At 39.1% G+C, this 26,093-nt stretch carries 22 protein-coding genes and 1 other RNA gene; 4 read left to right on the top strand and 19 right to left on the bottom strand.

The annotated features are described in order from the left end of the window. Positions 1–127: 127 nt before the first annotated feature. From hisA to BW935_RS05455, 12 genes are all read right to left on the bottom strand, one after another. Positions 128–841, bottom strand: a complete 714-nt coding sequence (gene hisA, locus BW935_RS05510) for a 1-(5-phosphoribosyl)-5-[(5-phosphoribosylamino)methylideneamino]imidazole-4-carboxamide isomerase (RefSeq protein WP_076499280.1) — start codon at positions 839–841, stop codon at positions 128–130. A gap of 188 nt (positions 842–1,029) precedes the next feature. After that, positions 1,030–1,623, bottom strand: a complete 594-nt coding sequence (gene hisH, locus BW935_RS05505; RefSeq protein WP_076499278.1) for an imidazole glycerol phosphate synthase subunit HisH — start codon at positions 1,621–1,623, stop codon at positions 1,030–1,032. A 132-nt stretch (positions 1,624–1,755) separates the two neighbouring features. Continuing rightward, positions 1,756–2,535, bottom strand: a complete 780-nt coding sequence (locus BW935_RS05500; protein WP_076499275.1) for a phenylalanine 4-monooxygenase — start codon at positions 2,533–2,535, stop codon at positions 1,756–1,758. A 106-nt stretch (positions 2,536–2,641) separates the two neighbouring features. After that, positions 2,642–3,661, bottom strand: coding sequence for a 3-deoxy-7-phosphoheptulonate synthase (gene aroF / locus BW935_RS05495; protein ID WP_076499273.1), 1,020 nt, complete (start codon positions 3,659–3,661; stop codon positions 2,642–2,644). Positions 3,662–3,664: 3 nt separating this feature from the next. Then, positions 3,665–4,438, bottom strand: coding sequence for a tryptophan synthase subunit alpha (gene trpA, locus BW935_RS05490; protein WP_076499272.1), 774 nt, complete (start codon positions 4,436–4,438; stop codon positions 3,665–3,667). A 324-nt stretch (positions 4,439–4,762) separates the two neighbouring features. Continuing rightward, positions 4,763–5,941 (bottom strand): tryptophan synthase subunit beta, encoded by a 1,179-nt coding sequence (gene trpB / locus BW935_RS05485; protein ID WP_076499270.1) that lies wholly within the window; start codon positions 5,939–5,941, stop codon positions 4,763–4,765. Positions 5,942–5,983: 42 nt separating this feature from the next. Continuing rightward, positions 5,984–6,610, bottom strand: a complete 627-nt coding sequence (locus BW935_RS05480) for a phosphoribosylanthranilate isomerase (protein ID WP_076499268.1) — start codon at positions 6,608–6,610, stop codon at positions 5,984–5,986. Then, complete coding sequence (gene trpC, locus BW935_RS05475) at positions 6,607–7,428, bottom strand: indole-3-glycerol phosphate synthase TrpC (RefSeq protein WP_076499266.1); 822 nt, start codon at positions 7,426–7,428, stop codon at positions 6,607–6,609. Before trpC ends, BW935_RS05480 begins: the two co-directional genes overlap by 4 nt. An 11-nt stretch (positions 7,429–7,439) precedes the next feature. Further along, complete coding sequence (trpD, locus tag BW935_RS05470) at positions 7,440–8,450, bottom strand: anthranilate phosphoribosyltransferase (protein WP_076499264.1); 1,011 nt, start codon at positions 8,448–8,450, stop codon at positions 7,440–7,442. A gap of 229 nt (positions 8,451–8,679) precedes the next feature. Further along, positions 8,680–9,237 carry an anthranilate synthase component II gene (locus BW935_RS05465; RefSeq protein ID WP_076499262.1) on the bottom strand — a complete coding sequence of 186 codons (558 nt, stop codon included), beginning with the start codon at positions 9,235–9,237 and terminating at the stop codon, positions 8,680–8,682. 94 nt (positions 9,238–9,331) lie between these two features. After that, positions 9,332–9,682 carry a four helix bundle protein gene (locus BW935_RS05460; protein ID WP_076499260.1) on the bottom strand — a complete coding sequence of 117 codons (351 nt, stop codon included), beginning with the start codon at positions 9,680–9,682 and terminating at the stop codon, positions 9,332–9,334. 79 nt (positions 9,683–9,761) lie between these two features. Beyond that, entirely contained in the window at positions 9,762–11,168 is a 1,407-nt protein-coding gene (locus BW935_RS05455; RefSeq protein ID WP_076499258.1) for an anthranilate synthase component I family protein, read from the bottom strand. A 392-nt stretch (positions 11,169–11,560) separates the two neighbouring features. On the opposite strand from BW935_RS05455, the gene BW935_RS05450 reads away from it, so the two are divergent. After that, on the top strand, positions 11,561–11,788 hold the full coding sequence (locus tag BW935_RS05450; RefSeq protein WP_076499256.1) for a hypothetical protein: 228 nt from the start codon (positions 11,561–11,563) through the stop codon (positions 11,786–11,788). Positions 11,789–11,820: 32 nt separating this feature from the next. On the opposite strand, the gene BW935_RS05445 is transcribed toward BW935_RS05450, so the two are convergent. Continuing rightward, positions 11,821–12,108, bottom strand: coding sequence for a hypothetical protein (locus BW935_RS05445; protein ID WP_076499254.1), 288 nt, complete (start codon positions 12,106–12,108; stop codon positions 11,821–11,823). Between the two features lie 340 nt (positions 12,109–12,448). On the opposite strand from BW935_RS05445, the gene ffs reads away from it, so the two are divergent. After that, positions 12,449–12,537: signal recognition particle sRNA small type (gene ffs / locus BW935_RS05440), an RNA gene on the top strand. A gap of 89 nt (positions 12,538–12,626) precedes the next feature. Here the strand turns inward: ffs and BW935_RS05435 are convergent. Next, positions 12,627–13,364 (bottom strand): NYN domain-containing protein, encoded by a 738-nt coding sequence (locus BW935_RS05435; protein ID WP_076499252.1) that lies wholly within the window; start codon positions 13,362–13,364, stop codon positions 12,627–12,629. Between the two features lie 102 nt (positions 13,365–13,466). Here BW935_RS05435 and BW935_RS05430 point away from each other — a divergent pair, with 102 nt between their 5' ends. After that, the gene (locus BW935_RS05430) at positions 13,467–13,793 is read left to right on the top strand and encodes a YbjQ family protein (protein WP_076499251.1); all 327 of its coding nucleotides are present in this window, start codon (positions 13,467–13,469) and stop codon (positions 13,791–13,793) included. Here BW935_RS05430 and BW935_RS05425 read toward each other — a convergent pair whose 3' ends face one another. From BW935_RS05425 to BW935_RS05415, 3 genes are read right to left on the bottom strand one after another with little or no spacing between them, the layout of a single operon-like run. Then, entirely contained in the window at positions 13,794–15,050 is a 1,257-nt protein-coding gene (locus BW935_RS05425; RefSeq protein WP_076499469.1) for a DUF819 family protein, read from the bottom strand. 54 nt (positions 15,051–15,104) lie between these two features. Further along, complete coding sequence (locus tag BW935_RS05420) at positions 15,105–15,737, bottom strand: NUDIX hydrolase (RefSeq protein ID WP_076499250.1); 633 nt, start codon at positions 15,735–15,737, stop codon at positions 15,105–15,107. Positions 15,738–15,743: 6 nt separating this feature from the next. Next, positions 15,744–16,406 (bottom strand): hypothetical protein, encoded by a 663-nt coding sequence (locus BW935_RS05415; RefSeq protein ID WP_084565820.1) that lies wholly within the window; start codon positions 16,404–16,406, stop codon positions 15,744–15,746. Positions 16,407–16,781: 375 nt separating this feature from the next. On the opposite strand from BW935_RS05415, the gene aceK reads away from it, so the two are divergent. Beyond that, positions 16,782–18,506 (top strand): bifunctional isocitrate dehydrogenase kinase/phosphatase, encoded by a 1,725-nt coding sequence (gene aceK / locus BW935_RS05410; protein WP_076499249.1) that lies wholly within the window; start codon positions 16,782–16,784, stop codon positions 18,504–18,506. On the opposite strand, the gene tamL is transcribed toward aceK, so the two are convergent. Beyond that, positions 18,503–20,788 carry a translocation and assembly module lipoprotein TamL gene (gene tamL / locus BW935_RS05405; protein ID WP_076499248.1) on the bottom strand — a complete coding sequence of 762 codons (2,286 nt, stop codon included), beginning with the start codon at positions 20,786–20,788 and terminating at the stop codon, positions 18,503–18,505. The two genes, aceK and tamL, sit on opposite strands and share 4 nt — an antisense overlap. Then, positions 20,778–25,814, bottom strand: coding sequence for a translocation/assembly module TamB (locus tag BW935_RS05400; RefSeq protein ID WP_084565818.1), 5,037 nt, complete (start codon positions 25,812–25,814; stop codon positions 20,778–20,780). Before BW935_RS05400 ends, tamL begins: the two co-directional genes overlap by 11 nt. Between the last annotated feature and the right edge of the window lie 279 nt (positions 25,815–26,093).

The following is a 26,093-nucleotide window of genomic DNA, read 5'->3' as shown; positions in this document are numbered from 1 at the left end:
AATGGATGAGCTGATAAAACACTTAGATGAAGGAGAAATAAATCGCCGAAGCCTTATATCTAAATATATCGCGAAACTTATATCACTAAAATAATCTATTCAACTCAAGAATACTTTATTTCAATTCTCAAAACGCTGCCAACTCCTCCAAAGTAATCCTGCCCTCATAATAGGCTTTACCTACGATGGCACCGTAGACACCTGTCTTTTGAAGTTCTTCTAGGTCTTTGACATTAGAGACGCCACCACTTGCGATCAATTTGATAGCGGGGATCTCCTGCATGATTTCTTTGTATAAATCAATGGATGGCCCTTGGAGCAATCCATCTTTGGCAACATCAGTACAGATTACATAGCTGATTCCCTTGGTATGATAATCCTTGATAAAATCAATCAAATCAACTTCAGTGGTCTCTTCCCAACCTGAAATGGCTATCTTCTTATCCTTGGCATCTGCTCCTAGGATAATTTTCTCACCACCGTAAGTACTGATCCATGATTCAAACATGCCAGGATTTTTCACTGCGATACTTCCACCTGTCAACTGATGTGCTCCTAAGTCAAAAGCCAATGCGATATCTTCGTCAGACTGTACGCCACCACCGAAATCCACTTGCAGGGATGTACCTGCTGTAATACGCTGCAATACTTGCTTGTTGATGATTTTCTTTGCCTTGGCGCCATCTAGATCCACCAGATGCAACCTCTTGATACCTGCATCTTCGAATCTCTTAGCCATTTCTAGTGGACTATCATGATATTCTTTTTTCTGACCATAGTCTCCTTGAGTAAGCCTAACACATTTTCCGTCGATGATGTCAATTGCAGGAATGATATACATTTTGATTTTAGATTGTAGATTTTAGATTGAAGATATTAGATTGATGATTTTAGCCGTGAGGGGTCTGAAAGATCTTAGATTTGTTTAATCTCTTAATTCTTGTTTCTTGACTCCCCATTTTTAATAAAGACAGACTTCGTTTCTTACCTCTTTGTACATTGTACATTGTACTTGGTACTTAGAACAGTTTATAAACTCAGAAAATTCTTCAAAATTCGTTCTCCTACCAAGCCGCTTTTCTCTGGGTGAGCTTGCATGGCGTAGAAATTATCCTTCTGCATCAAACCAGCGAAGTCTAGGACATAATTCGTAGACGCAATCGTAAATTCGCTCAACTCACAGTAGTAGCTATGTACATAATACACAAACGATTCATCACTCAGTCCTGCTAATAGCGGGGTTTTGAGGTCAAATAAGTTATTCCAGCCTACATGAGGAACTTTGAAATCAGCTGAATTAGCTGGTACAAACTTTTTTACTTTGACAGGAAAGACTCCTAAACAAGGCGTATCGTTTTCTTCTGAATGTTCACATAGTAATTGCTGACCAAGGCACACACCAAAAAAGTCTTGCTTGAGGTTAGGAATCAATTTATCAAGCTGTTTCTCTTTCAAGTAACGCATCGCAGTACTTGCCTCACCTTGACCTGGGAATATCACCTTATCAGCCTTTGCAATTTGCTCTAGGTCATCTGTCAGGACAGCATGTACACCAAGTCTTTCTAATGCATAAAGAACAGACTGTACATTGCCTGCATTGTATTTTATAACTGCTACTTGCATTGATACTTTTAAATTAATCTTCTAGCTAAAAGACCTTCGAGGTTTCATAAACCTCAAAGGTCTCGCTAGTTCCTATTGACTTGATTCTTGAAACTACTCTCTAGAATCTTTTTATTTAAATATAAACTAAACTCACTTCGCCTCTTCAGCCACCATTTCTTCCAATACTGCTTCTATCTCTGGCAGTGACTTGTAAAGTTGCTCGTAGCTTTCGATGATGAAGTATTTGTCTTGGAATTTATCTTTCCAGTATGGGGTATTCATGATACGTCTGACGTCATACTCATAGTGAGCTGGCTCGTCTGACAGGCTATATTTGGTCTCTCCAGCTGAACTCAAGATTCCAGCACCATAGATGCGAAGTTCTCCATTTTCTCTGATCAAGCCAAACTCTATGGTGAACCAATAGATTCTAGACAATACTTCAATAGCCCACTTATTTTCGATATGTTTTAATGCCAAGCCACTTAAGTTTTCCAAGAAGTCCACATAGGGCTGATTGGTCAACATAGGCATGTGAGCAAAAGCATCATGGAACATGTCTGGCTCTTCTAGGTAGTCCAATTGCTCCATTTTTCTCAACCAAGTCGATGAACAAAAACGCTTATTATTCATCAAACCGAAGAAAAGATCATCATCAATCAATCCTGGCACTACTTGAATAGCCCAACCTGTACTTGCAGCTAATCGTCTATTGACATCCTCAAAATCTGCTATCTTATCTGCGGTAAAGTTCACTTCTTTGATCCCTTCAAGGTAGGCAATAGAAGCAGCTTTTGGAAGATTGACTATTTGTCTTTCAAATAAGATTTTCCAGACTTTAAAGTCTTCCTCAGTATAAGCAGCATAATCCTGCTTCATCTCTCGTAATCGTGGGTCGGTGAAGACCCAGTCTTTTGGCTTATTTGTCATTTATATTTGGGTTATATTCGATTCAAACTTCAAGTAATCTCAATCTTACTTTCCTCAAATTTAATCAATCTCCTTAACTCTACCATTATTTTTATGCGAGAGGCGATTAGAGCAAAGCAAATGTTTTTCTCATGGCGAAAGTCTTTCTAATCTGATCTGCAAGCAAGGCACTTTGAGCAAAATCTAAGGTCTGCTGACCATCTGAATAAGCTTTTTCAGGAATCTCGTGTGTTTCGTAGATAATTCCGTCAGCTCCTGACATCACGCCCGATAATGCCATCTGTGGTACGTATGCACGAATACCAATACCATGAGATGGATCAACCACAACTGGCAGATGAGATTTGGCTTTCAAAATAGGTACGGCATTCAAATCAAGGGTGTTTCTGCTCGCCTTTTCGTAAGTCCTAATCCCACGCTCACAAAGGATCAATTTCTCGTTACCTCCAGAAAATACGTATTCAGCAGATTGCAGCAATTCCTCAATGGTTCCAGAAATCCCTCGCTTGATCATGACTGCCTTATCTACCTTACCCAATTCATCAAGCAAGTTGAAGTTTTGTGTATTTCTTGCACCTACTTGATAGATATCGACATAAGGGTACATTTCCTCGATTTGAGACACCTGCATCACTTCTGTGACGATCTTGATACCCGCCTCTTGAGCCAATTCATACCATAATTTCAAGCCATCCAATCCTAATCCCCTAAATGCATATGGACTAGATCTAGGTTTGAAAACTCCACCACGCATCATTTTGATATTGTTATCCTTGAGGTGTTGGATCACTTTTCTGATCTGTTCCTCTGACTCAATGGAGCAAGGGCCAGCCATGATAGCCATATCGCCATCTTTGATAAATACGCCATCACCCAGGTCAATTGATGTCGGCTTAGCTTTCCACTTTTTGGACACCAACTTGTACTCATCTGACACGATATGGATATCTTCGATACCTTCCTTTTGTCCGATTCGACGAATATCAAAATCACTTTTACCAATCCCCACAAGGTAATCGCCTAGTTGCGTTTTGACTTCTGTGATTTTGTAACCGATCTCATTGACCTCTTTGATCAATGATTCTTTTTGCCTTTCGGTAATATCTTGTTTTAACTGAATGATCATAACTTATTGGATTACAGACTTGATATACGCATGAATATCAGCTTTCAAGTCTTTGCTGTCTTTTACTTTTTTGATAAATGCACTGCCTATAATGGCTCCATTGCTGTATTGCGAGGCTGTTCCAAAGGTCTCTGCATCTGATATTCCAAAACCTATCAACCTAGGGTTTTTGAGATTCATTGCTTGCACACGTTTGAAATAGGCTATTTGGGCTTCTGTGATACCGGTCTTGGCTCCTGTAATACTATGTGAGGAAACCATGTAGATAAATCCATTTGAATGTTCATCGATCTCTCTGATACGCTGCTCACTAGTCTGCGGAGAAATCAAAAAGGTGTTGCTCAGTCCATATTGCTCAAAGAGCGTTTTGAATTCATCAAGGTATTGCTGCATGGGTAGGTCAGGCAAGATCAATCCATCTACACCCACTTCTTGGCATTTCTTCAGAAATGACTCCATACCATATTGAATGATTGGGTTCAAATATCCCATCAATACAACAGGAATGCTCACCGTCTGACGCATATCCTTAATTTGTTCAAAAAGCTTCTTCAAACTCATGCCATTTTCAAGGGCAATCATGTTACTATCTTGGATCGTCGGCCCATCAGCGATCGGATCTGAGTAAGGCACTCCTATCTCTATAATATCAGCACCAGCAGACTCTATGGCTTGCATCGTAGGCAGCGTATCTTCTAAAGCAGGAAATCCAGCTGTAAAATAGATCGATAGTACCCGCTCTTTTTTATTTTGAAATAATGTATGTATTCGGTTCATTGAAACTCTAAGATTTTAAAATTAGTTGGAAAGCTTTAATGGTTGAAAGTCTATTGGAAGATTTCAAAATTATAAGATTGGCAAAAGCGGAATAAAGATTATTGAGTTATTAATTGATAACCTCCTTCATCCTTCTTTCCAGTTGCCACGAGGGCACGAAGGGAATATTCTCGATTTCATGAATGTTGCGCGGTGCTTCATCCTTCTTATTTCATCCTTCTTTTTATTTGCCACAAAGACACGAAGGCGCAAAGGGAATATTTTCGGTTTCATGAGGAAGAGGCGGTTTCCATCTTTCCTCCTTCATCCTTCTACCTTCATCCTTCAATACCCTCCCCACTTGATATAGGTATCTAGGTCTTTGTCTCCTCTACCTGAGAGGTTGATTACAATGATATCGTCTTTCTTGAATTCTATCATATTCAGCGCATGAACGGCGTGAGCTGTTTCAATAGCTGGAATAATTCCTTCCATCCTACTCAGCTCTATGCCCGCTTTCATCGCATCTTCATCTTCAACAGCCACAAACTCTGCTCTTCCAATGTCGAACAAATGTGCATGAACAGGACCAATGCCTGGATAATCCAAACCAGCCGAAATAGAATGGGGCTCTACAACCTGTCCATCTTCTGTTTGCATCAGCAAGGTTTTGCTTCCGTGCAAAATCCCTGGTGTACCCAATGCCGTGGTAGCGGCGGACTTACCCGAACTTACTCCCAAACCCGCAGCTTCGGCAGCAACTAACCTCACTTGGGGCACATTGTAATAATGATAGAAAGTGCCAGCAGCATTACTACCACCCCCAACACATGCAATTAGAATATCAGGATTTTCTGTACCTTCTTTCTCTAGAAGTTGTTTTTTGATCTCCTCTGAAATCACAGCTTGGAACCTCGCAACCATCTCAGGATAAGGATGAGGCCCTACTACCGAACCGATGATATAATGCGTGTCCACAGGATTATTGATCCATTGACGCATGGCTTCATTGGTAGCATCCTTGAGTGTCTGACTTCCAGAAGTAGCAGGGACTACTTTTGCTCCTAGAATTCTCATACGCTCTACATTAGGGCGCTGTCGCTGTATATCTAATGCACCCATATAAATGGTACAGTCCATACCCATCAAAGCACAAACAGTAGCTGTAGCTACTCCATGTTGACCTGCTCCTGTCTCAGCGATGATTCTCTTTTTGCCAAGCTTCTTTGCTAGAATAATCTGACCAACAGTATTGTTTACTTTATGTGCTCCAGTATGGCAGAGATCTTCTCTTTTGAAATATATCTTGGCACCATACTTTTCAGACATACGCTTCGCAAAATATAAAGGTGTAGGTCTTCCCACAAAATCTCTCAAAAGCATCTGAAACTCTTCCTGAAACTCAGGTGAGGCAACAATTTGCTCATAATTTTCTCTTAATTCCTCAATATTGGGATGCAGCATCTCTGGGATATACGCCCCACCAAACTTCCCATAAAACCCTTTTTCGTCTACTTTTATCATCACTCAATCATTTAAGACTTTTTAATTAATCGTTACTTTTATTCAGTTATACACCAGTTTCTTGAACTCCCTAATTTTTTCTACATCCTTCAAGGCAGGTTCGATTTCAAATTTGGAATTGATATCCAGACCTGCTAATTGCGGTAGCCTATTTTGTAGCTTTTTGATTTCAGCTACTTGCTCAATAGATAAACCACCGCTCAGCAGAAATGGCTTATCAAAAGGATAATTTTCTAACAAATGCCAATCAAAAACCTGCCCGCTCCCCCCATAAGCCTTGGTGAAAGTATCAAATAGAAAATAATCAACAACTGGCAGATAAGGCTCTAATACTCCCCAATCAATTGACTCCTTGATAGCAAAAACTTTAAAGATTTCAAGCCCTGTTTGAGCCTTTAATTCTTTTGTAAATGCCACAGATTCATCACCATGAAGCTGAATAGTTGTCAATCCAAAATCCTTGATGCACTGCTTGATTTCCTCCAAGCTTGCATTGACAAATACCCCCACTTTATTTACTGGCAGTTCTGCTAAGGCTACTTTTGCTTCTTCTGGAACATACCTGACCGACTTGGAATAGAAGATCATGCCCATCCAATCCGGCTGCACTTTCTCTATCAATTCCTGCGCATTTTCTAGGGAGCGCATGCCACATACTTTTAATTTCATTTTTCTTGAATCATTCCCACTTGGAGCATGAGCTCCCTGAATTCTTTCATGAAATTATAAGCCGCTTGATGTGGTCTGCTTGATTTCATGAAATTCTCTCCTATCAGAAACCCTTCAAAACCAGCTTTCTTCAAATCGATCAGCGTTTGCGGTTGAGAAATTCCACTTTCTGACACTTTAACAAACTGAGTTGGAATTTGGTCTACCAAATCATAAGATGTTTGTAAAGAAACTTCGAAAGTTTTTAAACTGCGATTATTTACGCCCACTAGATCCAAGGAATCATTGAGTGATGCGTGCAATTCTTCTGAATCATGTACTTCCATCAAAATCTCCAAGCCAAGACCTTTGGCAAATTTTGCCAAAGCTTCCAGTCTAGCGGGCTCCAATGCTGCTGCAATCAAAAGAATACAATCAGCTCCAATCGATTTGGCTTCAATGATCTGATATTCGTCTATGATGAAGTCCTTCCTCAGAATCGGACAGAAATTGTATTTTCTAGCAGTGATCAAATCTTCATTTTTCCCTCCAAAGAACTCTTGATCAGTAAGTATAGAAAGTGCAGATGCGCCTGCTTGCATGTAGCCTATACTTGTGGCTTCCACTTGCGCATTGGCATTGATGATGCCTTTGGAAGGCGATTTCCTCTTGAACTCTGCAATGATTCCCGTCTTCTCTGGATCATTGATATAGTCTTTCATCGACACCACTTTGGATTCAAAGAAGATGCTCTTTTCCAAAAGTTTCACAGGAACTAGACTACTCTTCTCTGCAACTTCTTGTTTCTTATGGGCAATGATTTTATCTAAAATATTCATATTGAATTGTATTAAGCAAATGAAATGGAGGTCTTTGGATTGACCAATTTATTGAATTTCTCGAGTGCTTTGCCAGAAAGCAAAGAGACTCTAGCCTTGTCAACTGCCTCTACAAAGGAAAGTGAAGGGTCGGCCGTATGCAATGCAGCAGCTGCGTTGGCAATCACTACTGAATTTTGAGCTTCTGAACCTTTACCTTTGAGGATGCTATCAAATATTTGAGCAGATTCAGGGATAGACTCTCCACCTTTGATCAAATCCGCCGAAATCTTAGGCAGGTTGATTGCGGATGGACTGACCAGTTTCTCGCCATTTTGTGTAATCATCTTGAAATCACCTGTCAGGGAAATCTCATCATAGCCATCTAGGGCATGTAAAATACTGAATAATCCTTCTTGATTTTGGTAGAGATATGCATATAATCTTGCCAGCTCTAAGCTAAACACACCCACCAATTGCTTCTTTGGAAAACTAGGATTGACTATTGGGCCGAGCATGTTGAAAAAGGTCTTGACTCCTAGCTCTCTACGGATGGGACCTACATTTTTCATCGCTGGGTGAAATAGCGGTGCATGCAAGAAGCAAATCCCTGCTTCATCCAAGCTTTTCCTAATTTGATCTAAATCATTGGTAAACTCATAGCCGAAACTCTGCAATAAATTGGAGGAACCACAGATAGATGACACGCCAGTATTACCATGCTTGGCGACATGCTGACCAGCACCTGCTACGATAAAAGATGCCAGTGTAGAGATATTAAAAGTGTCCTTTCCATCTCCACCTGTTCCGCAAAGGTCCATGGCATCGTATTCAGCTATTTCTACTGGTATGCACTGCTCCAACATGGCTTCTCTAAAACCACCCAGCTCTTCTACTGTCACAGAACGCATCATATAGACAGTCAAAAAAGCTGCAATTTGACTCTGGTTGTATTCACCTGATGTGATCTTGAGTAGCACCTCCTTAGCCTGCTCCTTGCTCAGCGTCCGGTGTTCGATCAGGTGATTGAGTATTTCTTTCATTGTATATATGTTGTAGAGGTGTAAAGTTTCTTATTTAAATTGATGTTTAGTTAATGATGCAGTGCTTTTTTGTTGCCACGAAGACACGAAGGCGCAAAGGGAATATTTTCATTTTCATGACTACAAAATGGCTTTCATCCTTCATCCTTCCACATTCATCCTTCTTTTCAGTTGTGACTGTCTTGGTTCTTGTTTCTTGATTCTTTTCTCTCCAATCTCTTCCTAAACATCACTTGAGCCAATTTTTCATCATCTCTACGCCATGCTCTGTGAGGACTGACTCCGGGTGAAACTGAAGCCCTCTGACTTTGAACACTTTATGTCTAACGCCCATGATTTGACCATCTGGCGTTCTTGCGATCACTTCAAGGTCTGGGCTGAGTGTCTGTTCGTTGATGACCCAAGAATGGTATCTACCTATCTTAAATTTTGTAGGTAAACCTTCAAAGAGCAAATCCTTATCTACGCTAACCTCCGAAGCTAAACCATGCACAACTTCTGACAAATTGGTCAAGGAAGAGCCAAATGCCTCTCCAATTGCTTGATGACCTAGACATATTCCAAGAATGTCTTTGAAAGCAGCATATTTTTTGATCAGATCTGGCATGATACCAGCTTCAGAAGGAATTCCTGGACCTGGAGAAAGCAGAATCTTATCATAAACTTCGATTTGATCTAAATTGATTTTATCATTTCTATATATATCCATTTCATAACCCAACTGTCTGATGATATACACCAAGTTGTAGGTAAATGAATCGTAATTATCAAGGACAAGTATTTTCATTTTTCGGATTAAAAGATTGAAAGATTATAAAATTTTAATATTGCTACTATACTAATATTTACCTTTTGGATTTTTTTGATTCTCATAATCTTGACTATTTCATGAAGCCCTTTATTTCCTTCGATATGCTTTCAAGCTTAATGTACAAGCTTTGGTATTCAGATTCAGAAATCCTTCCAGCTCTTACCAAAACAAAAGCTTGACTTCTAACTTCTCCAGCTGATCCTTTAGCATATCTAAGGAAATTAATAAAAGATCTATTACTATTATACTCAAAGCCCTCAGCAATATTGTTTGATATGGAAATGGCAGCATCTATAAATTGCCCTCGTGATTTGAAATCTGTTGCTAGCAAACCCTTATCTGCTAAATGATAAACTTCAACAGCGATATCAATAGCTTTTTGCCAAATTTCTAAATCTTCAAATCGTTGAATATTCCCCATATACTTTGATCATAAATAATGCACTATAACACTAATTCAAGAATAATTTTTCAATCTTTAAATCTTCAATCTTCCAATTCTAGATAGACTCCGCGGCTTGGAGGGCGACTCGGAGGGCTTCGAGTTTGTTGGAGACTTCTTGGAGTTCGGACTGAATCGAAGACTTGGCTACTACGCCTGCACCAGCCTGGAATCTTAGCTGATTATTTTCTGAGACAAAAGAGCGGATCAAAATGGCATGGTTGAAGTCTCCATTGAAGCCAAGAAATCCAATGGCTCCTCCATAAAACTTCCTGGAGGTATTCTCTAACTCATCGATAAGCTCCATGGCTCTAAACTTTGGCGCTCCTGAAAGCGTCCCAGCAGGGAAAGTATCCGCCACAAGTTGCAATGGATTGGAATTTTCTGGCAATACACCTGTCACTTTGGATACCAAATGGATGACATGAGAATAATATTGAATCTCTTTAAAGACTTCTACTGCTACTTTTTCAGAAGATCTGCTCAGGTCATTTCTAGCCAAGTCCACTAGCATCACATGCTCGGAGTTTTCTTTGGGATCATCATAGAGCTTCATAGCTAGATTTGCATCTGCTTGATCATTGCCAGTACGCTTGAATGTACCTGCAATGGGATAGATCGTTGCTTTGTTATTTTTGACCACAATCTGCGCTTCTGGAGAACTACCAAACACCTTGTATGACCCATAATCAAAATAAAAAAGATAAGGTGAGGGATTGACCGATCGTAGCGCCCTGTAGACATTGAACTCATCTCCTTTGAACTTGGTGGTAAAGTTTCGAGAAAGCACGATTTGGAATACATCTCCTCTGAAGCAATGCTCTTGACCTTTTTTGAGTATATCCAGAAATTCTTCATCGGTATAATTTGACTCCTCCTCACCTATCAACTTGAAGCTATATGCAGGGATATTTTTATTATTCAAAAGTGTTTCAAGTTGAGGAAGCACAGCTGGCTTTTCATCACCTTCTACCTGATGCTCAAGTAAATGCATCTCATTTTTGAAATGATCCACCACAATGACATTCTGATATACCGCATAATGCATCATGGGTATTGGAGATTCCTCTGTGTTTGCGAGCTGAATATCTTCAAACCTAGCAACTGTATCATATTGCATGTAGCCAAATAGGCCATTGGTGATAAACTTCTGCTCCAAAGATGTCGCATCAAACTTGGCGGAAAAACCCCTAAGTTGGTCTATCAACTTCTTGCCTGAAGCTAATTCGTAAGTATGGATTTCATTACCTGGCAATTCTTCTTTTACAAATTTTCCATCAAATGAAAAAGAGGCCAAAGGATTGAAACAGATATAGGAATAACTATTTTCTTGACCGTGATAATCGGAACTTTCCAGCAAGATCGGGTTCGCAAACCTATCCCTGATCTGGAGGTAAATGCTCACAGGCGTAATGGTATCTGCTAGGAGCTTTTTATATTGAGTTTTCAGTTTGATTTGATTCATTGAACACTATTCGGTTATTTTTTGGAATAAAAAAAGGCTTACTGGGAAAAACCAGCAAGCCTAAATATATCTTTTCAAGTGTTGATATCAGACAATAGCATTAGGTTTTTCCCCGAGAAAAGAAGTCAAATGCCACCACCAATATTTTGCTTGAATGTTTTTCATAATTTTTAATGCTTCAAATATAGATAAGCATATTCGATTGACAAAAATGATTCTGAAAAAGTTTCAAAAATTTTCACTAAAGATGATTTTTGGATTTAAATGGCAATAAAGGCGCAGATTATTTTGTATACATCAATTCAACCCTTCCTAAAAAAAAGAAATGACTAAATCAATGGCCGATTCTAAACATACAATTATCTTTGATTCTAATTAAGATTCAAAACCATATGCCTACCCTATTCAAATATTTCAAGAGGACTTTTGATGATTACAAAGTTTTGGTCAGGGTCAATCCAGAAGATTTTACAGGAACAGAACTGATCGTCCATCCTGATGGGAAAATCGAAAAAACTGAGATGGAGTTTGACGAGGAAATCTTCGAGGATTTAGCTGTAGACGAATTTGAAGAATCTGGTGCGATGGAATACAATCTCTATCTGAGTGGGGCCAAATAAAAAAACCGGAGGAAAGACCTCCGGTTTTTTTATTACTCTTTGTTTTCTGAGGGCTGTGCTGGCATCCATGCTGGCGAGATTTCACGCTCCTCTATTTTAATAAGTTCTTTGTTTTCAAAAGTAGCCAAAATGTAGAACCGCTCGCCCCTGTTCACCCTATAGGTAATAAATGGCCCTTCCATATTACTCATGACAGCATCTCTATTCTGTCTCAAAAACTTCCTCTCTGACATCCCCTGTTGAAACTCTTGTCTCGGTGTAAATACCGCACAAGAACCAAGCAAAAACACTGTGAAAATAAAAACAATTGATTTTTTCATATGATTTATAGTTTGTTAATCTATTTATTTAATGACAATATTTCAGTTTAGAATTTTAGATTAGCCGCAATTGGAACAGCAGTTCAATTGAACACTTTAATTATTTCTGAAATGGTCAGCTGTCGACGGACCATAGCTAACAGAAGCTCTTAATCACAAATAAAGGTCAATTCTTTTTGACTATTGATGTAAAAGCGAATAATCTAATAGCACTTTTGATTGTAGAAAGTTTCAAAAACTCTGCCACACTTTTTAATACTGAATGTGAAACACTTAAGTTTCTATTTTATCAAATTCAAGTTACTGCTTTTGGAAACGATTAATTTTGACTTACCTTTGTGTCGGCGGTACGACCAGCTCCTGCTGAATCCCCCAGGTCCGGAAGGAAGCAAGGGTAGGCGGTCGTAGCGGTGCGATACCGCCTCTTTTTTTATCTCAGCACTACTTTGCTCAAATCATACATATTTTATAATAAAGCATCGCGAGGCTAAGCGGATGAATTTATCTAATGAATATTATCATCCTTTCTTATCTCTTACATAAATAAGCTTGAATCTACCTTTTTGATTTTCTCTTTGTTCTATTTCAAATCTATCTATGGAAGCAATCATTGGTGTTAATTTCTGAAATCCATAGTTTCTTGAATCGAAATTTGGTTGCTTTTTCTGAATCAAGTTTCCAACATCACCCATAAATGCCCAACCCTCTTCATCAGCCAAATCAGAAACTGTAGTAGCAATTAGGCGAATCAATTTTGGATTGATCTTATCTACCTGTGGTCTGTTTTTTGGCTTTCCTTTATCTTCCGCTTCTTCTTCATCCTTTTGTAAAATCTCAAGATAAATAAACTTATCACAAGCCACGATGAATGGTTCAGGTGTTTTCTTTTCACCCAAACCTATGACTGTCATTCCGGCTTCACGTAGCCGAGTAGCCAGTTTGGTAAAATCACTGTCACTTGAAACAATACAAAAGCCATCTACTTTGCTAGAATATAGAATATCCATAGCATCTATGATCATGGCAGAGTCGGTAGCATTCTTTCCTGTGGTATAGCCATATTGCTGAATGGGATTAATGGCATTTTCCAAAAGTACATTCTTCCATTTGGAGAGTTGAGGCTTGGTCCAATCTCCGTAAATTCTTTTGATCGTCGGATTACCATATTTGGTGATCTCTTCCATCATTTCTTTTACTTGACCCGAAGGCACATTGTCAGCGTCAATCAAAACTGCTAATTTTTTATCTGTTTGCATAGCATGAATATACCGAAATTTCACCGAAAGGTTTGTTAAATTACAACTTCAAATACTCCAGCCCGTGAGAAATTAACGTAATCTTTTAAAAAATAAATAATCATGATTGTATCAACTACACCAACCCTTGAGGGTTATGAAATCAAAGAATATCTAGGAATCGTTACAGGAGAAACCATTATCGGAGCCAACCTTTTTAAAGACTTCTTCGCGAGTATCACCGATATCGTAGGGGGCAGATCCAGTGCATACGAAAGGGTACTTCGAGAAGCAAAATCCACAGCCATGACAGAAATGCAAATGCAGGCCAATGCATTTGGTGGCAATGCAGTCGTGGGGATAGATTTAGATTATGAAACCATCAGAGATGGAATGCTGATGGTGACGGCAAGCGGTACTGCTGTCAGAGTAGTGAAGAAAGAGGCCTAATCACATCCCATTGTGTACCCACTGAAGCAGGTAGCCGCAGAGTAAAGCGCCATATGTCCCTACGGCATAACCCAATACAGCCATCAAAACTCCGACCGGAGCCAAGGCTGGATTGAAGGCTGATGCGACTATTGGCGCAGAAGCGGCTCCTCCTACATTGGCTTGAGAACCTACTGCTACAAAGAAGAAAGGTGCCTTGATCAAATATGCGACTAGCAACATGATCAATACATGGAAAAACATCCAAATAATCCCTATCAAGAAGAAAAGTGGATTATCGAAGATTGCCATCAAATCCATTTGCATACCAATCGTCGCCACCAATACATAGAGCATCACAGAACCCAACCTCGAGGCTCCTGCGCCTTCCATTTCCCTAGCCTTGGTAAAAGAAAGCACCAATCCTCCTGTGGTCGCTATCACCACTATCCAAAAGAATGTAGAATCCAAAGAATAATCACTCAGCTGGGGATAATTCGTTCCAATAAATGGGGCAACATTATCTGCTATCAAATGCGCTAAAGCAGTAATTCCAAAACCAACTCCAAGAATCTTCATGGTATCTGCCATACTTGGTATTTTCAGAATACTTTCCCTGTACTTTTCTACCTTATCTTGAAGCTCATGTATGGCAGAGCTATCAGCTTTGAACAATTTATCTATCCTACCTGGCTTAGCAGCCCAGTATAGCAATACCGCCATCCAGACGTTGGCCACCAATACATCTACGGCAATCATCTGAGAAAATAATGTAGGGCTTGCTCCAAAAATCTCCAACATGGCCGTCTGATTGGCACCGCCGCCTATCCAGCTCCCAGCTATAGTTGATAAGCCTCTCCATATTTCATCAGGACCTACACCACCCAAGATATCAGGGTAGACAATAGAGATCACAAAAAGTGCCATTGGTCCGCCCAATACGATTCCCAAAGTACCAGCTAGAAACATGATCAAAGCTTTGGGGCCTAGTTTTAAGATTCCCTTGAAGTCGATGCTTAAAGTCAACAACACCAAAGAAGTCGGCAGCAAATACCTAGAGGCCATGAAATACAAATTGGAAAACTCACCTGAAATCAAACCAAACGAATTGAGTACTGCTGGAATGAAATAGCACAACAAAATAGAAGGAACTACTCGATAGAATTTCTTCCAAAAGCTATTGCTACTTGAAGAAGTAGCAAATACCAATGCCAAAATTCCAACTAAAATTCCAAAAACTACAGCATCATTGGTCAGTAAGGGTGTATTTTCTTCCATCATATTCGGGTTAAATGAAGTACATAAATACATCAAAAGCCCGAAAAATCAAACTTAGGAGTTTTCCCAGAGGTACATGAATTCACCCAGCATCATTGCCGTAGCTCCCCAGACCATCTCATTTTCAATATCAAAATAAGGTGCCTTCAACTGATACTGTCCTCTAACAGTGATTTTTCCTTCCTTTCGGATACTCAAATCAGTCAGTTGATTTACAGGACAATTGATAATTCTATCTACTTCGTAAGGATCAGGTTTGAAGAATGGAGTTTCTTCCAAAAACCCTATGAATGGAGATACCAAAAAATTACTTGGAGGGATAAATAAATCCGAAAGCTTTCCGAGAAGCTTAACTTTCTTTTGATCAATTCCAATTTCTTCCTCAGCCTCTCTCAAAGCTGTCATACTTAAATCTTCATCTTGCTCTTCCCACTTTCCTCCTGGAAAAGCCACTTGCCCGCTATGCACGCCTTCGTAACTTGGACGTTTGATAAATGGAACCAGAGTCTGATCTTCATCAGGGTAAAAAAGCATCAAAACAGCCCCCCTTCGAGGGTTTTTCAAAGCCCCTTCCGCAAAGCGTGTTTCATCCACAGGCTGAGGTGACATCATCATTTGACCAACCCTACCCGGAAGTGGCTGAGTTAGCATTTTTTCTACTTTTTGGATAATATCTTGAAACTCCATTTTGATCTAGGGAACCTCCACTGTGAATCTTTTGGTCAAAAAACTCTCTCTGCCATAAGATTGTGAGTGAATTGGATTGTCATACTGAGAAATCAAACCAGCTTCTGGATATATCACCCATGCCTTAGGGGATACCCCCTGTTCATCCTCAAAATGTCCAACGACCAATAAAGCTTCATTGTTCAACCAAACTGCATCTTCAAATGCGCCTGATGGCCCTATGAATAAAAGTCGCTCCCTCATGCCATCAGCTCGAAAATAAGTAACTTCCGAGTCAGGGTTGAAATATGGTTTTCCCTGTTCTGGGTAGACAATCTTGTAGCTATAGATATCTACAGTCCCTTCACCTTCTGGATGTTCCAAAAGGTATGGAAAGAAGGGATTTCCTGCTGTGATGAAATTTTCTTCAGGACGCTCAATTCGATCTATGGAGTCAGTTCTGGAAAGTTGAAAATCCTTTAGATTAAAAGTAGGCTCAACTCCCTTCCAATGAGCTACCCATTGTTGGAGATGCTGAAATCCTATATCCAGAAGTTGTGCTTCTTCAATTGGAATTTGAACCTCAGAGTCTGCTATTTTTTCTCCTTCTTTATTAGCACCATCACATGCAAATAATATGATGGAGAAAATTATGAGAATGGAGAGGTGGAACCAAGAAGAAAGCCTCATATTGAAATTGTGTTAGCGGATACGAAAAAAGTGTAAAATCTCCAGAAATCAAAAAAGGTTCGAACATTGTCCGAACCTTTTTTATCTCTCAAACCTATTAAACCTATTGTAGATATTCAGTGTGTGAATAACATGGCTGAAAGGTAGAAAATGTTTTTTTATTGTACAAGCAATCGATTGCGAAAATTTTATTTTGTGTAAATAAATGGATTATTGTTTCATTATTTCTATTGGTAATCGCTTGAATAAAAAGTAAATCCCTCTAAGAATCAATTGTTATGAATAAGCATTTCAAACTTGTTAAATTTGAGTATATGAATACCAATTAGATTCGTTAATTTCATTTTCCTGTAATAGAAAAATCCACCAAATAGCGTGAAAAATACTATAGAATTTACTACAAAGAATATCCTTAATGATTTTGAACTTTACCTTGAGGAATTCAATAAACTAACTGCGCTTGCACCTGAGTTTTTCAAAAATCGTCAATGGACAGCGATGCAAGCAAATCATAAAAAGCGGCTGAGACTCTACAAAGATTTTATAGCGAACTGTAGAGGGAAAATCATCCAAGAGATTGGTGAGTTTAAAAATAATAGCACATTCTGGTTGGAAGTGAAACAACATTTTTCAATGATAATCAACAATAGAAAAAACAAGGAGCTTGCTGAGACTTTTTACAACTCTACCATCAGGAAAACTTTCGATAACTTAGCTGTAGACGATAGTCTTATGTATGTACATGAAGGATACAACACCTGCGACCTTCACCCTAATGACGACCTCTATTACACCTATCCATCTGCTTGGGGATTGCAAAAAATCATCAGACAGATTATGGATGATTTTGATTTTGGAGTCAAATACTACAATAAGGAAGAGGATATACAGCTCTTAGTGAGGGCAGTAAGGGAAGTCATCCTCACCCGATACAAGCCAACCAAAGACACCGTCACCCAAGTGCTTAAAAGTGTATTCTATAGAAACAAAGCTGCCTATCTGATAGGTAGAACGCGTGTAGGTGATAAATGGATGCCATTTATCATCCCATTTCTTCATAATGAAAATGGTGTATATGTAGACACCATGATTTTTGACCCAAGGATCATGGCGCATATGTTTAGCTTCAGCAGGTCTTACTTTATGGTCAAGACAACTATTCCATCACAGATGGTCTCCTTTCTCAATGCGGTGATTAGCCACAAGCAGATCCATGAACTTTATAATGCCATAGGCTTTAATAAACATGGCAAGACAGAATTCTACAGAGACTTCTTAATCCACCTAGAAAATAGTCAAGATCAATTTGAAATAGCAGAAGGTATCAAGGGAATGGTGATGACAGTATTTACTTTACCAAGCTACAACATTGTCTTCAAATTGATCAAGGATCATTTTGAACCACCTAAAGACATGACACGTCAGCAGGTCAAGGATAAATATAAGCTCGTATCTCTCCATGATAGAGTTGGGAGGATGGCCGATACGCACGAGTTCGAATACTTTTCTATCCCACTTGATCGGATTAGTCCTGCATTGATGCAGGAGTTGAAAAATACCGTCAATTCACTTTTAATATTCACCGAAAAAACCCTGATCATCAAACACCTATACACAGAGAGGAAAATGATTCCTTTAAACCTTTACTTAGAAAGCTGTGATTTAGAAGACGCTAAACTTGCAGTGGAAGAGTATGGTAATAGTATTCTACAACTTGCTCAAGCTAATATATTTCCAGGCGATATGATGACAAAAAACTTTGGTGTTACAAGACAAAAGCGGGTGATCTTCTATGACTATGATGAAATTGAATTTCTGACAGATATGAACTTTAGTTGGAAACCTAAAGCAGAAACTTACGAGCAAATCTATGCTCCTACTCCTTGGTATAATATTGCTAAGCATGATGTTTTCCCTGAGGATTTCAAAAGATTCATGATTGGAAGAGTAGACGTGAAGCCCCATTTTCTAAGTTATCACCAGGAGCTATTCAATCCCGATTATTGGTCACAGATTCAAGAAAGAATTAGGAAAGGAGAGCTCCTTCACGCCTTCCCTTACCCCAAAGAAATAAGATTCAGACCTGAGCAGCCTGCTTAGAATGGATAGCCAATTGCAAAATTGAAAATCAACCTTTCTCGTCTCCAGGTTCTACTTCTCACATCTAGGCTATTCCCCCAGCGCTGATCCTCTGGCAAGTATGGAATTCGCATCGGTGTAGCAAAATCAAAGCGAAGTACAAAGAATTCAATATCAAAGCGAAGTCCAACGCCCGCTCCGACAGCCAATTCATTCCACCAATCAGAAGTGAATTTTCCACCAGGTAAGGCTTCATTTTCATTCATTAGCCATACATTTCCAGCATCCATAAACACGGCTCCCTTGAGTATGGAAACCAAAGGAAATCGATATTCAATATTGCCTTCAAAACGAATATCACCAGCTTGATCAAAAAATGCTGCTACCCCAGAAGACTCAGGTCTATATGTACCTGGACCAACTGATCTGATACGAAACGCTCTGATACTATTGGGACCACCAGCAAAGAACTGCTTGACAAATGGAAGTGACTCAGAATTTCCATAAGGTAAACCTACCCCGCCAAACATCCTTGTCGCGATGGTGTGATTTTCATTGATTCTAAAATAATAACGCAAATCAAGATCTCCCCTGCCATATTGGGCATAATTAAGCCCCAAGAAAGTCCCTTCTGCTCCACCTGTAACTCTATTGGCCAAACTCAATCCATTGCCTGCAATATCCAATGTAGTCCCTACAAATAAACCATGTCTTCTAAACCTACCCGAAAGCTTATCATAATTGAAGGTATAATTGATACCTGCGATAAACTGCTGCTCAAAGCTCCTTCTCAAAAATGGATTATTATCCAAAATCTCCTCGAATTCGGGCGATGTCCTGGAGAGGTTTACCACATTCAAACTAATAGGATTGATCTCATGGAAGACAAAACGATTTGCATTCCAAAAATAACCATAGTTAGCAGAGAAGGTGTTTAACCTATACAGCCCTCCCCTGCTTTGGTATTCTGTACCGAGACTCATCTTGGTTTTTGGAACTGAGTAAGAAAAGCGCTCTTTTATTGGAATGAAGAAAACCACCCTTGGATATACAAGATCTGCCTTCAACCCAAGCTCAATTGAATTTAAGCCAGATAGTTCCCCTCCAGCAATTTGAGTTTCATAAGCAAACTTGCCTGTAAGGCTAAAAACTTCTCCCCCTTGATAAAGATTTCTATTTCTATAAACCAAATTCAATGCAGGGCCTGCAAAATTATTTGATTTAGACACGCCCTGAAGTTCCGCTCTAATAGAGCGCTTGGTCAAAGGGGAAAGAAAAATATTTGCATCCAAATTACCATGTGTTACACTATCATCCGCTTCTTCGTATCTCAAATTAACAAACCGGTAAGTCCCAATAGAGCTTAGCCTATTGCTTGTCAATCTGGATTTTTGAGGACTAAAGCGCTCATCTTTCTCTAGCAAAATATATTGCTCCAAAAGATCTGGTCTAAATACTTCTACACCCTGAATAAAATCCTTGCCACCTATACTTACTGTATCAAGTCTATCTTCGTCTTCCATGACAGAATAATTAGGGAAAACTCGAATATTCCTGACTTTATATGGAATGATGCCACTTTGAGGCACATTGGACCTAAATCTCAAAAAAAGATCAAATTCACGTTTATCAGACACATTGGTGTCAGCTTCGAAAATCAGGTAATTCGGGTTAAAATTATAGTAACCCAATGACTTTAGCGCTTCATCAATCCGCTCCTTTTCAGCCTGCATTTTTGAAAGGCTAAACCTAGTTCCTGATTTCAATGGGGAATCTTCTATCAATTTGATGATTTCTTTATCCACTTCTAAAGAATCACGATCAACTGAAAGTGAACGAAGTAAGTAAGGTTCAGAAAGCTTTACCTTATAAGATACTGAAGTGAATTTTTCACCTCTATTGACTTCTGAGGATGTTTCTGAGTAGAAAAACCCATTGTTCTCTAATCTATTGAACATCAACTCTTCGGTATTCTGAGGATTCACTTTACTGAAATAAACAGGTTCCTCTCCAAAACGCTTTTTGAGGAATTTATTGATGAAGCCAGGCCTCTCCTTACTCCCTTTGTAATGCGCCCAAAGTCCAAAGTACATACCCAAAACTTTCCCATTGGGCTCTGGCCTAATCAAACCTTCTAACTCTGACCTGATAGCTTTGATATCATCAATACGCTCCTCAGATTCAAGCTCTAGATTAGAACCAATATAAAGCGTCTCATTCTCAGGAATGAATTTCTTTACACTACAAGAATAACTGCAGATCAGAGAAAAGATAAATGCTGTAAAAATAAACTTAGTCTTCATTTTCCTCCTTTCTCAAAACATCAAGCTCTTTTTTATCTTGAGATTTTTCATTTTGATTCTCTTTTTTTGCTTCACCATTTTGAAGCTTGTCTATAGGGTTGGTGCCATTTTCGCTGAGATCTACACCTCTCCAAAGCTCGTAAAATCTATTAAACTCCCGATTGAAAATCAAGCCAAAACCAGTCACTATCAACTGACCATCAATGATACTTTCAAATTGATTTTTCCTAAAAGCTCGCACCCTATAGCGTCCATTTTCCGTCAATACATACTCCAAGCTGATATTCCCAAGCACAGCATTGGCCTGCTCAGGATTCTGAGAGCTACCTTCTACATCCATCTGACTGCCGACTTGTACAATCAGCCTATCATCAAAAAACCGCTTACGAGCATTTACATTGAGTTGGGTCCTGTCTTGGGCTGATCCACTTTGATAATCAGTAAAACTATCCAAATCAAAATCCAATTCTAAACCAGTATTTCCAAATACACTACTGGAAAGTGCGTTGAGTTGGCCTGAGAGTACCTGGCTCACACTGTTTCTAGCAATTGCGGCAGTTCCTCCACCCGAACCATCACTTCCTGTAGATGGGAAGAACCTATTCAATACGAGTAGAGAAAATACTTGCTTGTTCAACTCATCCTCTTGTTCGTTTATTTGAGAAACTCTACTGTACACATTCCCTCCCATGGCACCACGCTGATCTTCTGGCATATCCAAGCGGAAAGAAATCTCAGGCTTGAGGATTTCACCGCCAACATTCAAGTACACTTGAAAAGGCAATTCTTGCTGATATTGAAGTCTAGCATCTGCGCTGGTTCCGCTTAGCTGGGAAGCCATCAATTCAGCCGAAGGCGTCCTTACATTATAAATCGCCGATATATTCATGTTGGCATCCATCGGATCTCCATTCCATGCTATTGTACTACCTGGAGCAATCTCAAACCTCCTATTGACCAAATTATAGAGGGACATTTCATAATGCCCTTTACTTAATTCATAGGTACCGCTCAAAGTAATCCTTCCATTGGGATTGATTTCCAAATTGAGATTAGCCTCACCCGAAACAGATAAATTGTCTCCTGACCTTTCGTCTACAATGATTTTAAAAACCGCATTAGGATCCACTTTCAATACCGACCTGACATCATACCCAGTGAAAGTGTTGAGCATTTCGTCAGTTTGTCTAGTCAAAATATCATATGGGTCTTGCCTATTTACAAAAATGACCGTACCGTCTCTTTTTACGAGGTCAAGTTGCGTTTCAGGGATGATGACATTGAAGTTGGTACCATCTTTCACGCTAAGATCTGCTGTCACTCTAGGTAAATTTAGATCTCCTCGGATGGTCACATCTGCATCTAGTATGGCTGTTCCATAAAACAAATCATTGTCTTCTCTACTTGAATTTACTGCCCTAAACCCATTCGCTTTTAGCTTGAGGTCAAATTTAGGATTTGTAAAATCTTCGGTAAGTATCTTTCCATCAATGATGAATTTTTGCCCATTCTCATCTCGAATGGTGAATTGATTCAAGCTCAAGCCAGCATTATCCACTTTCAAAACCTCCTTAGGAAGCATATATCTAGCATTAAGCTGTGCGACTACAAATTCTGCTTCGTTAAAAACCAATTCCCCATTGTAATTTGGCTCATTGGTATTTCCACTTGCATTGACTTTGCCTGAGATATATCCATCAGCATTTCTAATCTCTCCCTTTGAAAGATCAGCTAGGAGTTTCATCTCCACTCGATTGATAGCGATGTCCAGATCAAATTCTCCTCCAGTTTCGTCTGCGACAAAATCCCCTGCCAGATCTAGATCTATCCCTCCATCTTTCAATGCAAGTTTGAGTTGATATTCTCCCAAATTAGCGGCTACAGCTTCCATGCTGAGATTTCCAAGACCAACATCTAAAGCCTTTAGATCTTGAACTTTTAGATTAGCCAATATACCTATGGCGCCAAAAGGATTTTCGACCACTAGCTTGCCATTCAAAAGGCCACCCGCAATCAATTCGTCTGGATTAAATAAACTGGTGAAGGTCTCCAGCCTAAAATCTCTAAATTCCAATGCAACATGCTCCTCCGCTACATCATCCAAATCATCCCGGATTAGTAGTTCTTGATTATTTCTAAAAAACCTTAAATTCTTAAAATGAAGGTAGTTTTCGGCTATCAAGACCTCATTATCCATAGGTATTCCCCATTCACGCTTATTCAATAGCAAATCTTCTGGATCTATATGAATACTCAAAGTATCCCCCATCAGGCCAATATCTGAAGCTACATGAACCATCCGTTGATCACCATCGAATGCATTGAAATCAAAAAACAACCTTGAGTCTTCCAACTCTCCAGTGAAATATGTCCTATCCATGGATAATGGACCAGATTCAAGTTTCAAAAATCCAAAAGCCAGATTTAAATCATCCCTGTCAGCATTGACTCGCATGCCCAAACTATCAATTTCAATTTCACCATATTTCATGTATGGAAAATCAAGATTTGCTAAGAGCTTAGCATTGGAAACATCAAAATCTACTACCAGCCTCGCAGTATCGAGCTTTTCTAATCCCGGAAGCAAAACCTGATTCAAAATAGGTGCTTGATTCAGCTTAAAATCAAGCTCCATGGTTACTTCTTGATCAGAAAGGTCCTCTATGGCCTCTTCTTTGTCGATATATGTTCTCAAATAGGAAGTCAAGGAAGCCACCAGTTTTTCTGGTGATGTATTCGCTGCCATTTTCCCATTCAAGAGCAAACTCCTTAATTCGAAATTAGTCTCTTCTTCTCTCACTTTGGCTTGAATATCCAAATTCCCGAGAGGGTAATTTCTTTGATTGAATACAACAATTGCATCTTTCAAACTTGTACTAAGATCAAAAGCCTCTGGATTGCCATCAAATAATGCATTGAACACCAACCTACCCCTAACCTGCTCCGGAGTAAGGCCTAGTGCAAAAAAATCTGCTCCCTTGAGGTCTAATAATAAGTCCACATGGTAATCCACAGTATCCAAAGTCAATTTGGTCAGTAATTCAAAATCCAAGTATTCAGACTCCAAGCCAAGCATCAACTCTCCTACTCCATCCTTCATTACCCCCTCAAGCTGTAGACCTGAATAATCATTCCCATCGAATTTCAAACGCTGAAAATCTGATTTCAAAGTCGCATTCAAGTTCTCAAGTGATGCGCCTATTCCTTGAGCTTCAACTGTAAAAGTCAGTGTATCTAATCTTGGATCCTTTAAAAGTGTACCTAGCTGAAAATCTTTTACCCCAAGCGCCACTTCAAATACTATTTCACTTAGGTCTCTGTATTTACCTTTAAAATCAATTTCACCTAGGTCTGAGACCAAATTCATCGAAGCTTGAAGATTATTCAGCTTCCCCTTCGCGTCTGCACTGACATTAAATTTTTCTGGCAGCTGATAGGCTGCAATCAAATCTTCCTCAATGAATTTTGTGATTGTTTTGGCATCGCTACTTAATTCTAGTTTCGGAAAATCAAAAATTAATTGATCGACATCAAGTACGTTTTTTACAGAACCTCGCGCAACGAATCTACTACTTCCCCAAGAGCCCTGAAGATTTGGGATTGCCAAACTAGTTAGATTCCCTATAATGCTGCCATTTGCTAATATTGGGAATAGTGCCAGATTTTGAATTACTTCATCTTTTGCTAAATCTGGCTGAAAAAAATAAGCATCTCTTACATCTGCTTTTAGGCTTTTCAATCTTAAATCTAGCTTTGCCGACTCTGGTTGAGTAATGAAATCTGCAAAAGATTGATAAGCAAGTTTAAGATTTGTTTGCAGCTTGCTGCTATTGGTTTCTACGACAATATCATTTATGATGAGCCTCTGATCATCCACATCAAGATTGACTTCGAGTCCTTTGAGTTCAAAACCGCTAGATTCTCTAAAATTAAAAGTTCTCAAAGCAAGCTTTGCTTCTTTGTGCTTCAAAAGAACATTAGAAACATTAAAATTTAATCCTTCAAACTGCATGTTCTCCGGATTGAAGAATCCTGGTATGGCATCTATATCCTGGGTTTTGTATGTAATCTGATTGTCCTCTAAGTCTATGTACCCAATCTCAATATCCCAATAAGGCCATTCAAATGGAGTAGACGTTTCTTGCTTGGCATCATCTGATGGTGCTTTTGTTCCAAAATCAGCAAAAGCTATTTTTGAATTTTTAAGATCAATTGATTTCAATAGAACTTTTTGATCTTGCAAATCCAGTTCTGGTAAACTCAGCTCAAAAAAGTCAATAGATAGGTTAGCAAACTGCTGATCCACTTGATTTTCATAATCCAGCATCACCTGATCTAGCGTCAGCTTTTCAACGGATAATAATAAAGGAATCAACCCATCATCAGACGCTTCTTCTTCACTTTCAATAGGTTTTAGCTGTTTATAAGAAATTTGACTCTGTTGGAGTTTTAGCGCTCTGACATCAAACTCAAAAGCTTCCAAGTCCAAATGTTGAACATCTACCATAAATTCTTTGAACCTCAAGATGGCCTCCGTGCCTCCTTCCGAATCTAAATAGCTCAAGTCAAAATCACGGAATCTAATCGGTGAGAGTTTGATTTGAATGGGATCAGGGCTTGACTCAGCACTTTCTACTTCCTCTTTACCTTGATCAGCTTCTTCAACATCTCCAGCGAAAGCATCTATCAAAAATTGATAATTGAAATCCTTTTGCCCTTCAGCTCTACTAATTTTGGCTTTCAAGCCTTCCCATTCAAATTTATTGATATGAATTGTACCTGCTTTGACAAACTCCATCAACCCAAAGCCTAATTCCAAATTGTCTGAATAGACCAATGTGTCACCCTGAAGATCTTCCACATAGAAATCATCCAGATACAAATTACCTTGAAAAGTCACAAATAATCTTCCGATGGATAGGGTTGTATTGGTTTTTCCTGCAAGATATTTAGTCGCCTTGTCTACGATTATACCCTGCCCCCAGGGACTTCGGACAAAAAGCAGTAACAGTATCGTCAATAGCATCAATACCAGCACACTGAGTCCCGTGATTTTGAAAAATCTATAGAAAAACCGTTTAATAATTTCTAACTGTTTTGGTGAAATTCAAATTCAAATATAAACTTTATCTACTGAAATGGGCAAAAATAACGCCACTACAGACTAAATCTGGATTCAATTTCATTAACATATCAAACCCGATTTTAGTATTTTAGTTTCTGTTTTTTTGGTTTGTGGGTAATTGATCCAATTAAGAAAATAAAGCAAGTCAAAAAACTGTCATTTTGTCGGTATTTTCTTAAT

This window comes from Belliella pelovolcani (assembly GCF_900156785.1).
GTDB lineage: Bacteria > Bacteroidota > Bacteroidia > Cytophagales > Cyclobacteriaceae > Belliella > Belliella pelovolcani.
The sequence above is the reverse complement of the archived record's forward strand: the minus strand, read 5'-3'. Positions and strand labels throughout refer to the sequence as shown.

What these genes read in the sequence shown, in the direction of transcription:
- hisA (WP_076499280.1), bottom strand. Translation starts at nt 841, where the DNA reads ATGTATATCATTCCTGCAATTGACATCATCGACGGAAAATGTGTTAGG.
- hisH (WP_076499278.1), bottom strand. Translation starts at nt 1,623, where the DNA reads ATGCAAGTAGCAGTTATAAAATACAATGCAGGCAATGTACAGTCTGTT.
- BW935_RS05500 (WP_076499275.1), bottom strand. Translation starts at nt 2,535, where the DNA reads ATGACAAATAAGCCAAAAGACTGGGTCTTCACCGACCCACGATTACGA.
- aroF (WP_076499273.1), bottom strand. Translation starts at nt 3,661, where the DNA reads ATGATCATTCAGTTAAAACAAGATATTACCGAAAGGCAAAAAGAATCA.
- trpA (WP_076499272.1), bottom strand. Translation starts at nt 4,438, where the DNA reads ATGAACCGAATACATACATTATTTCAAAATAAAAAAGAGCGGGTACTA.
- trpB (WP_076499270.1), bottom strand. Translation starts at nt 5,941, where the DNA reads ATGATAAAAGTAGACGAAAAAGGGTTTTATGGGAAGTTTGGTGGGGCG.
- BW935_RS05480 (WP_076499268.1), bottom strand. Translation starts at nt 6,610, where the DNA reads ATGAAATTAAAAGTATGTGGCATGCGCTCCCTAGAAAATGCGCAGGAA.
- trpC (WP_076499266.1), bottom strand. Translation starts at nt 7,428, where the DNA reads ATGAATATTTTAGATAAAATCATTGCCCATAAGAAACAAGAAGTTGCA.
- trpD (WP_076499264.1), bottom strand. Translation starts at nt 8,450, where the DNA reads ATGAAAGAAATACTCAATCACCTGATCGAACACCGGACGCTGAGCAAG.
- BW935_RS05465 (WP_076499262.1), bottom strand. Translation starts at nt 9,237, where the DNA reads ATGAAAATACTTGTCCTTGATAATTACGATTCATTTACCTACAACTTG.
- BW935_RS05460 (WP_076499260.1), bottom strand. Translation starts at nt 9,682, where the DNA reads ATGGGGAATATTCAACGATTTGAAGATTTAGAAATTTGGCAAAAAGCT.
- BW935_RS05455 (WP_076499258.1), bottom strand. Translation starts at nt 11,168, where the DNA reads ATGAATCAAATCAAACTGAAAACTCAATATAAAAAGCTCCTAGCAGAT.
- BW935_RS05450 (WP_076499256.1), top strand. Translation starts at nt 11,561, where the DNA reads ATGCCTACCCTATTCAAATATTTCAAGAGGACTTTTGATGATTACAAA.
- BW935_RS05445 (WP_076499254.1), bottom strand. Translation starts at nt 12,108, where the DNA reads ATGAAAAAATCAATTGTTTTTATTTTCACAGTGTTTTTGCTTGGTTCT.
- BW935_RS05435 (WP_076499252.1), bottom strand. Translation starts at nt 13,364, where the DNA reads ATGCAAACAGATAAAAAATTAGCAGTTTTGATTGACGCTGACAATGTG.
- BW935_RS05430 (WP_076499251.1), top strand. Translation starts at nt 13,467, where the DNA reads ATGATTGTATCAACTACACCAACCCTTGAGGGTTATGAAATCAAAGAA.
- BW935_RS05425 (WP_076499469.1), bottom strand. Translation starts at nt 15,050, where the DNA reads ATGGAAGAAAATACACCCTTACTGACCAATGATGCTGTAGTTTTTGGA.
- BW935_RS05420 (WP_076499250.1), bottom strand. Translation starts at nt 15,737, where the DNA reads ATGGAGTTTCAAGATATTATCCAAAAAGTAGAAAAAATGCTAACTCAG.
- BW935_RS05415 (WP_084565820.1), bottom strand. Translation starts at nt 16,406, where the DNA reads ATGAGGCTTTCTTCTTGGTTCCACCTCTCCATTCTCATAATTTTCTCC.
- tamL (WP_076499248.1), bottom strand. Translation starts at nt 20,788, where the DNA reads ATGAAGACTAAGTTTATTTTTACAGCATTTATCTTTTCTCTGATCTGC.
- BW935_RS05400 (WP_084565818.1), bottom strand. Translation starts at nt 25,814, where the DNA reads ATGCTATTGACGATACTGTTACTGCTTTTTGTCCGAAGTCCCTGGGGG.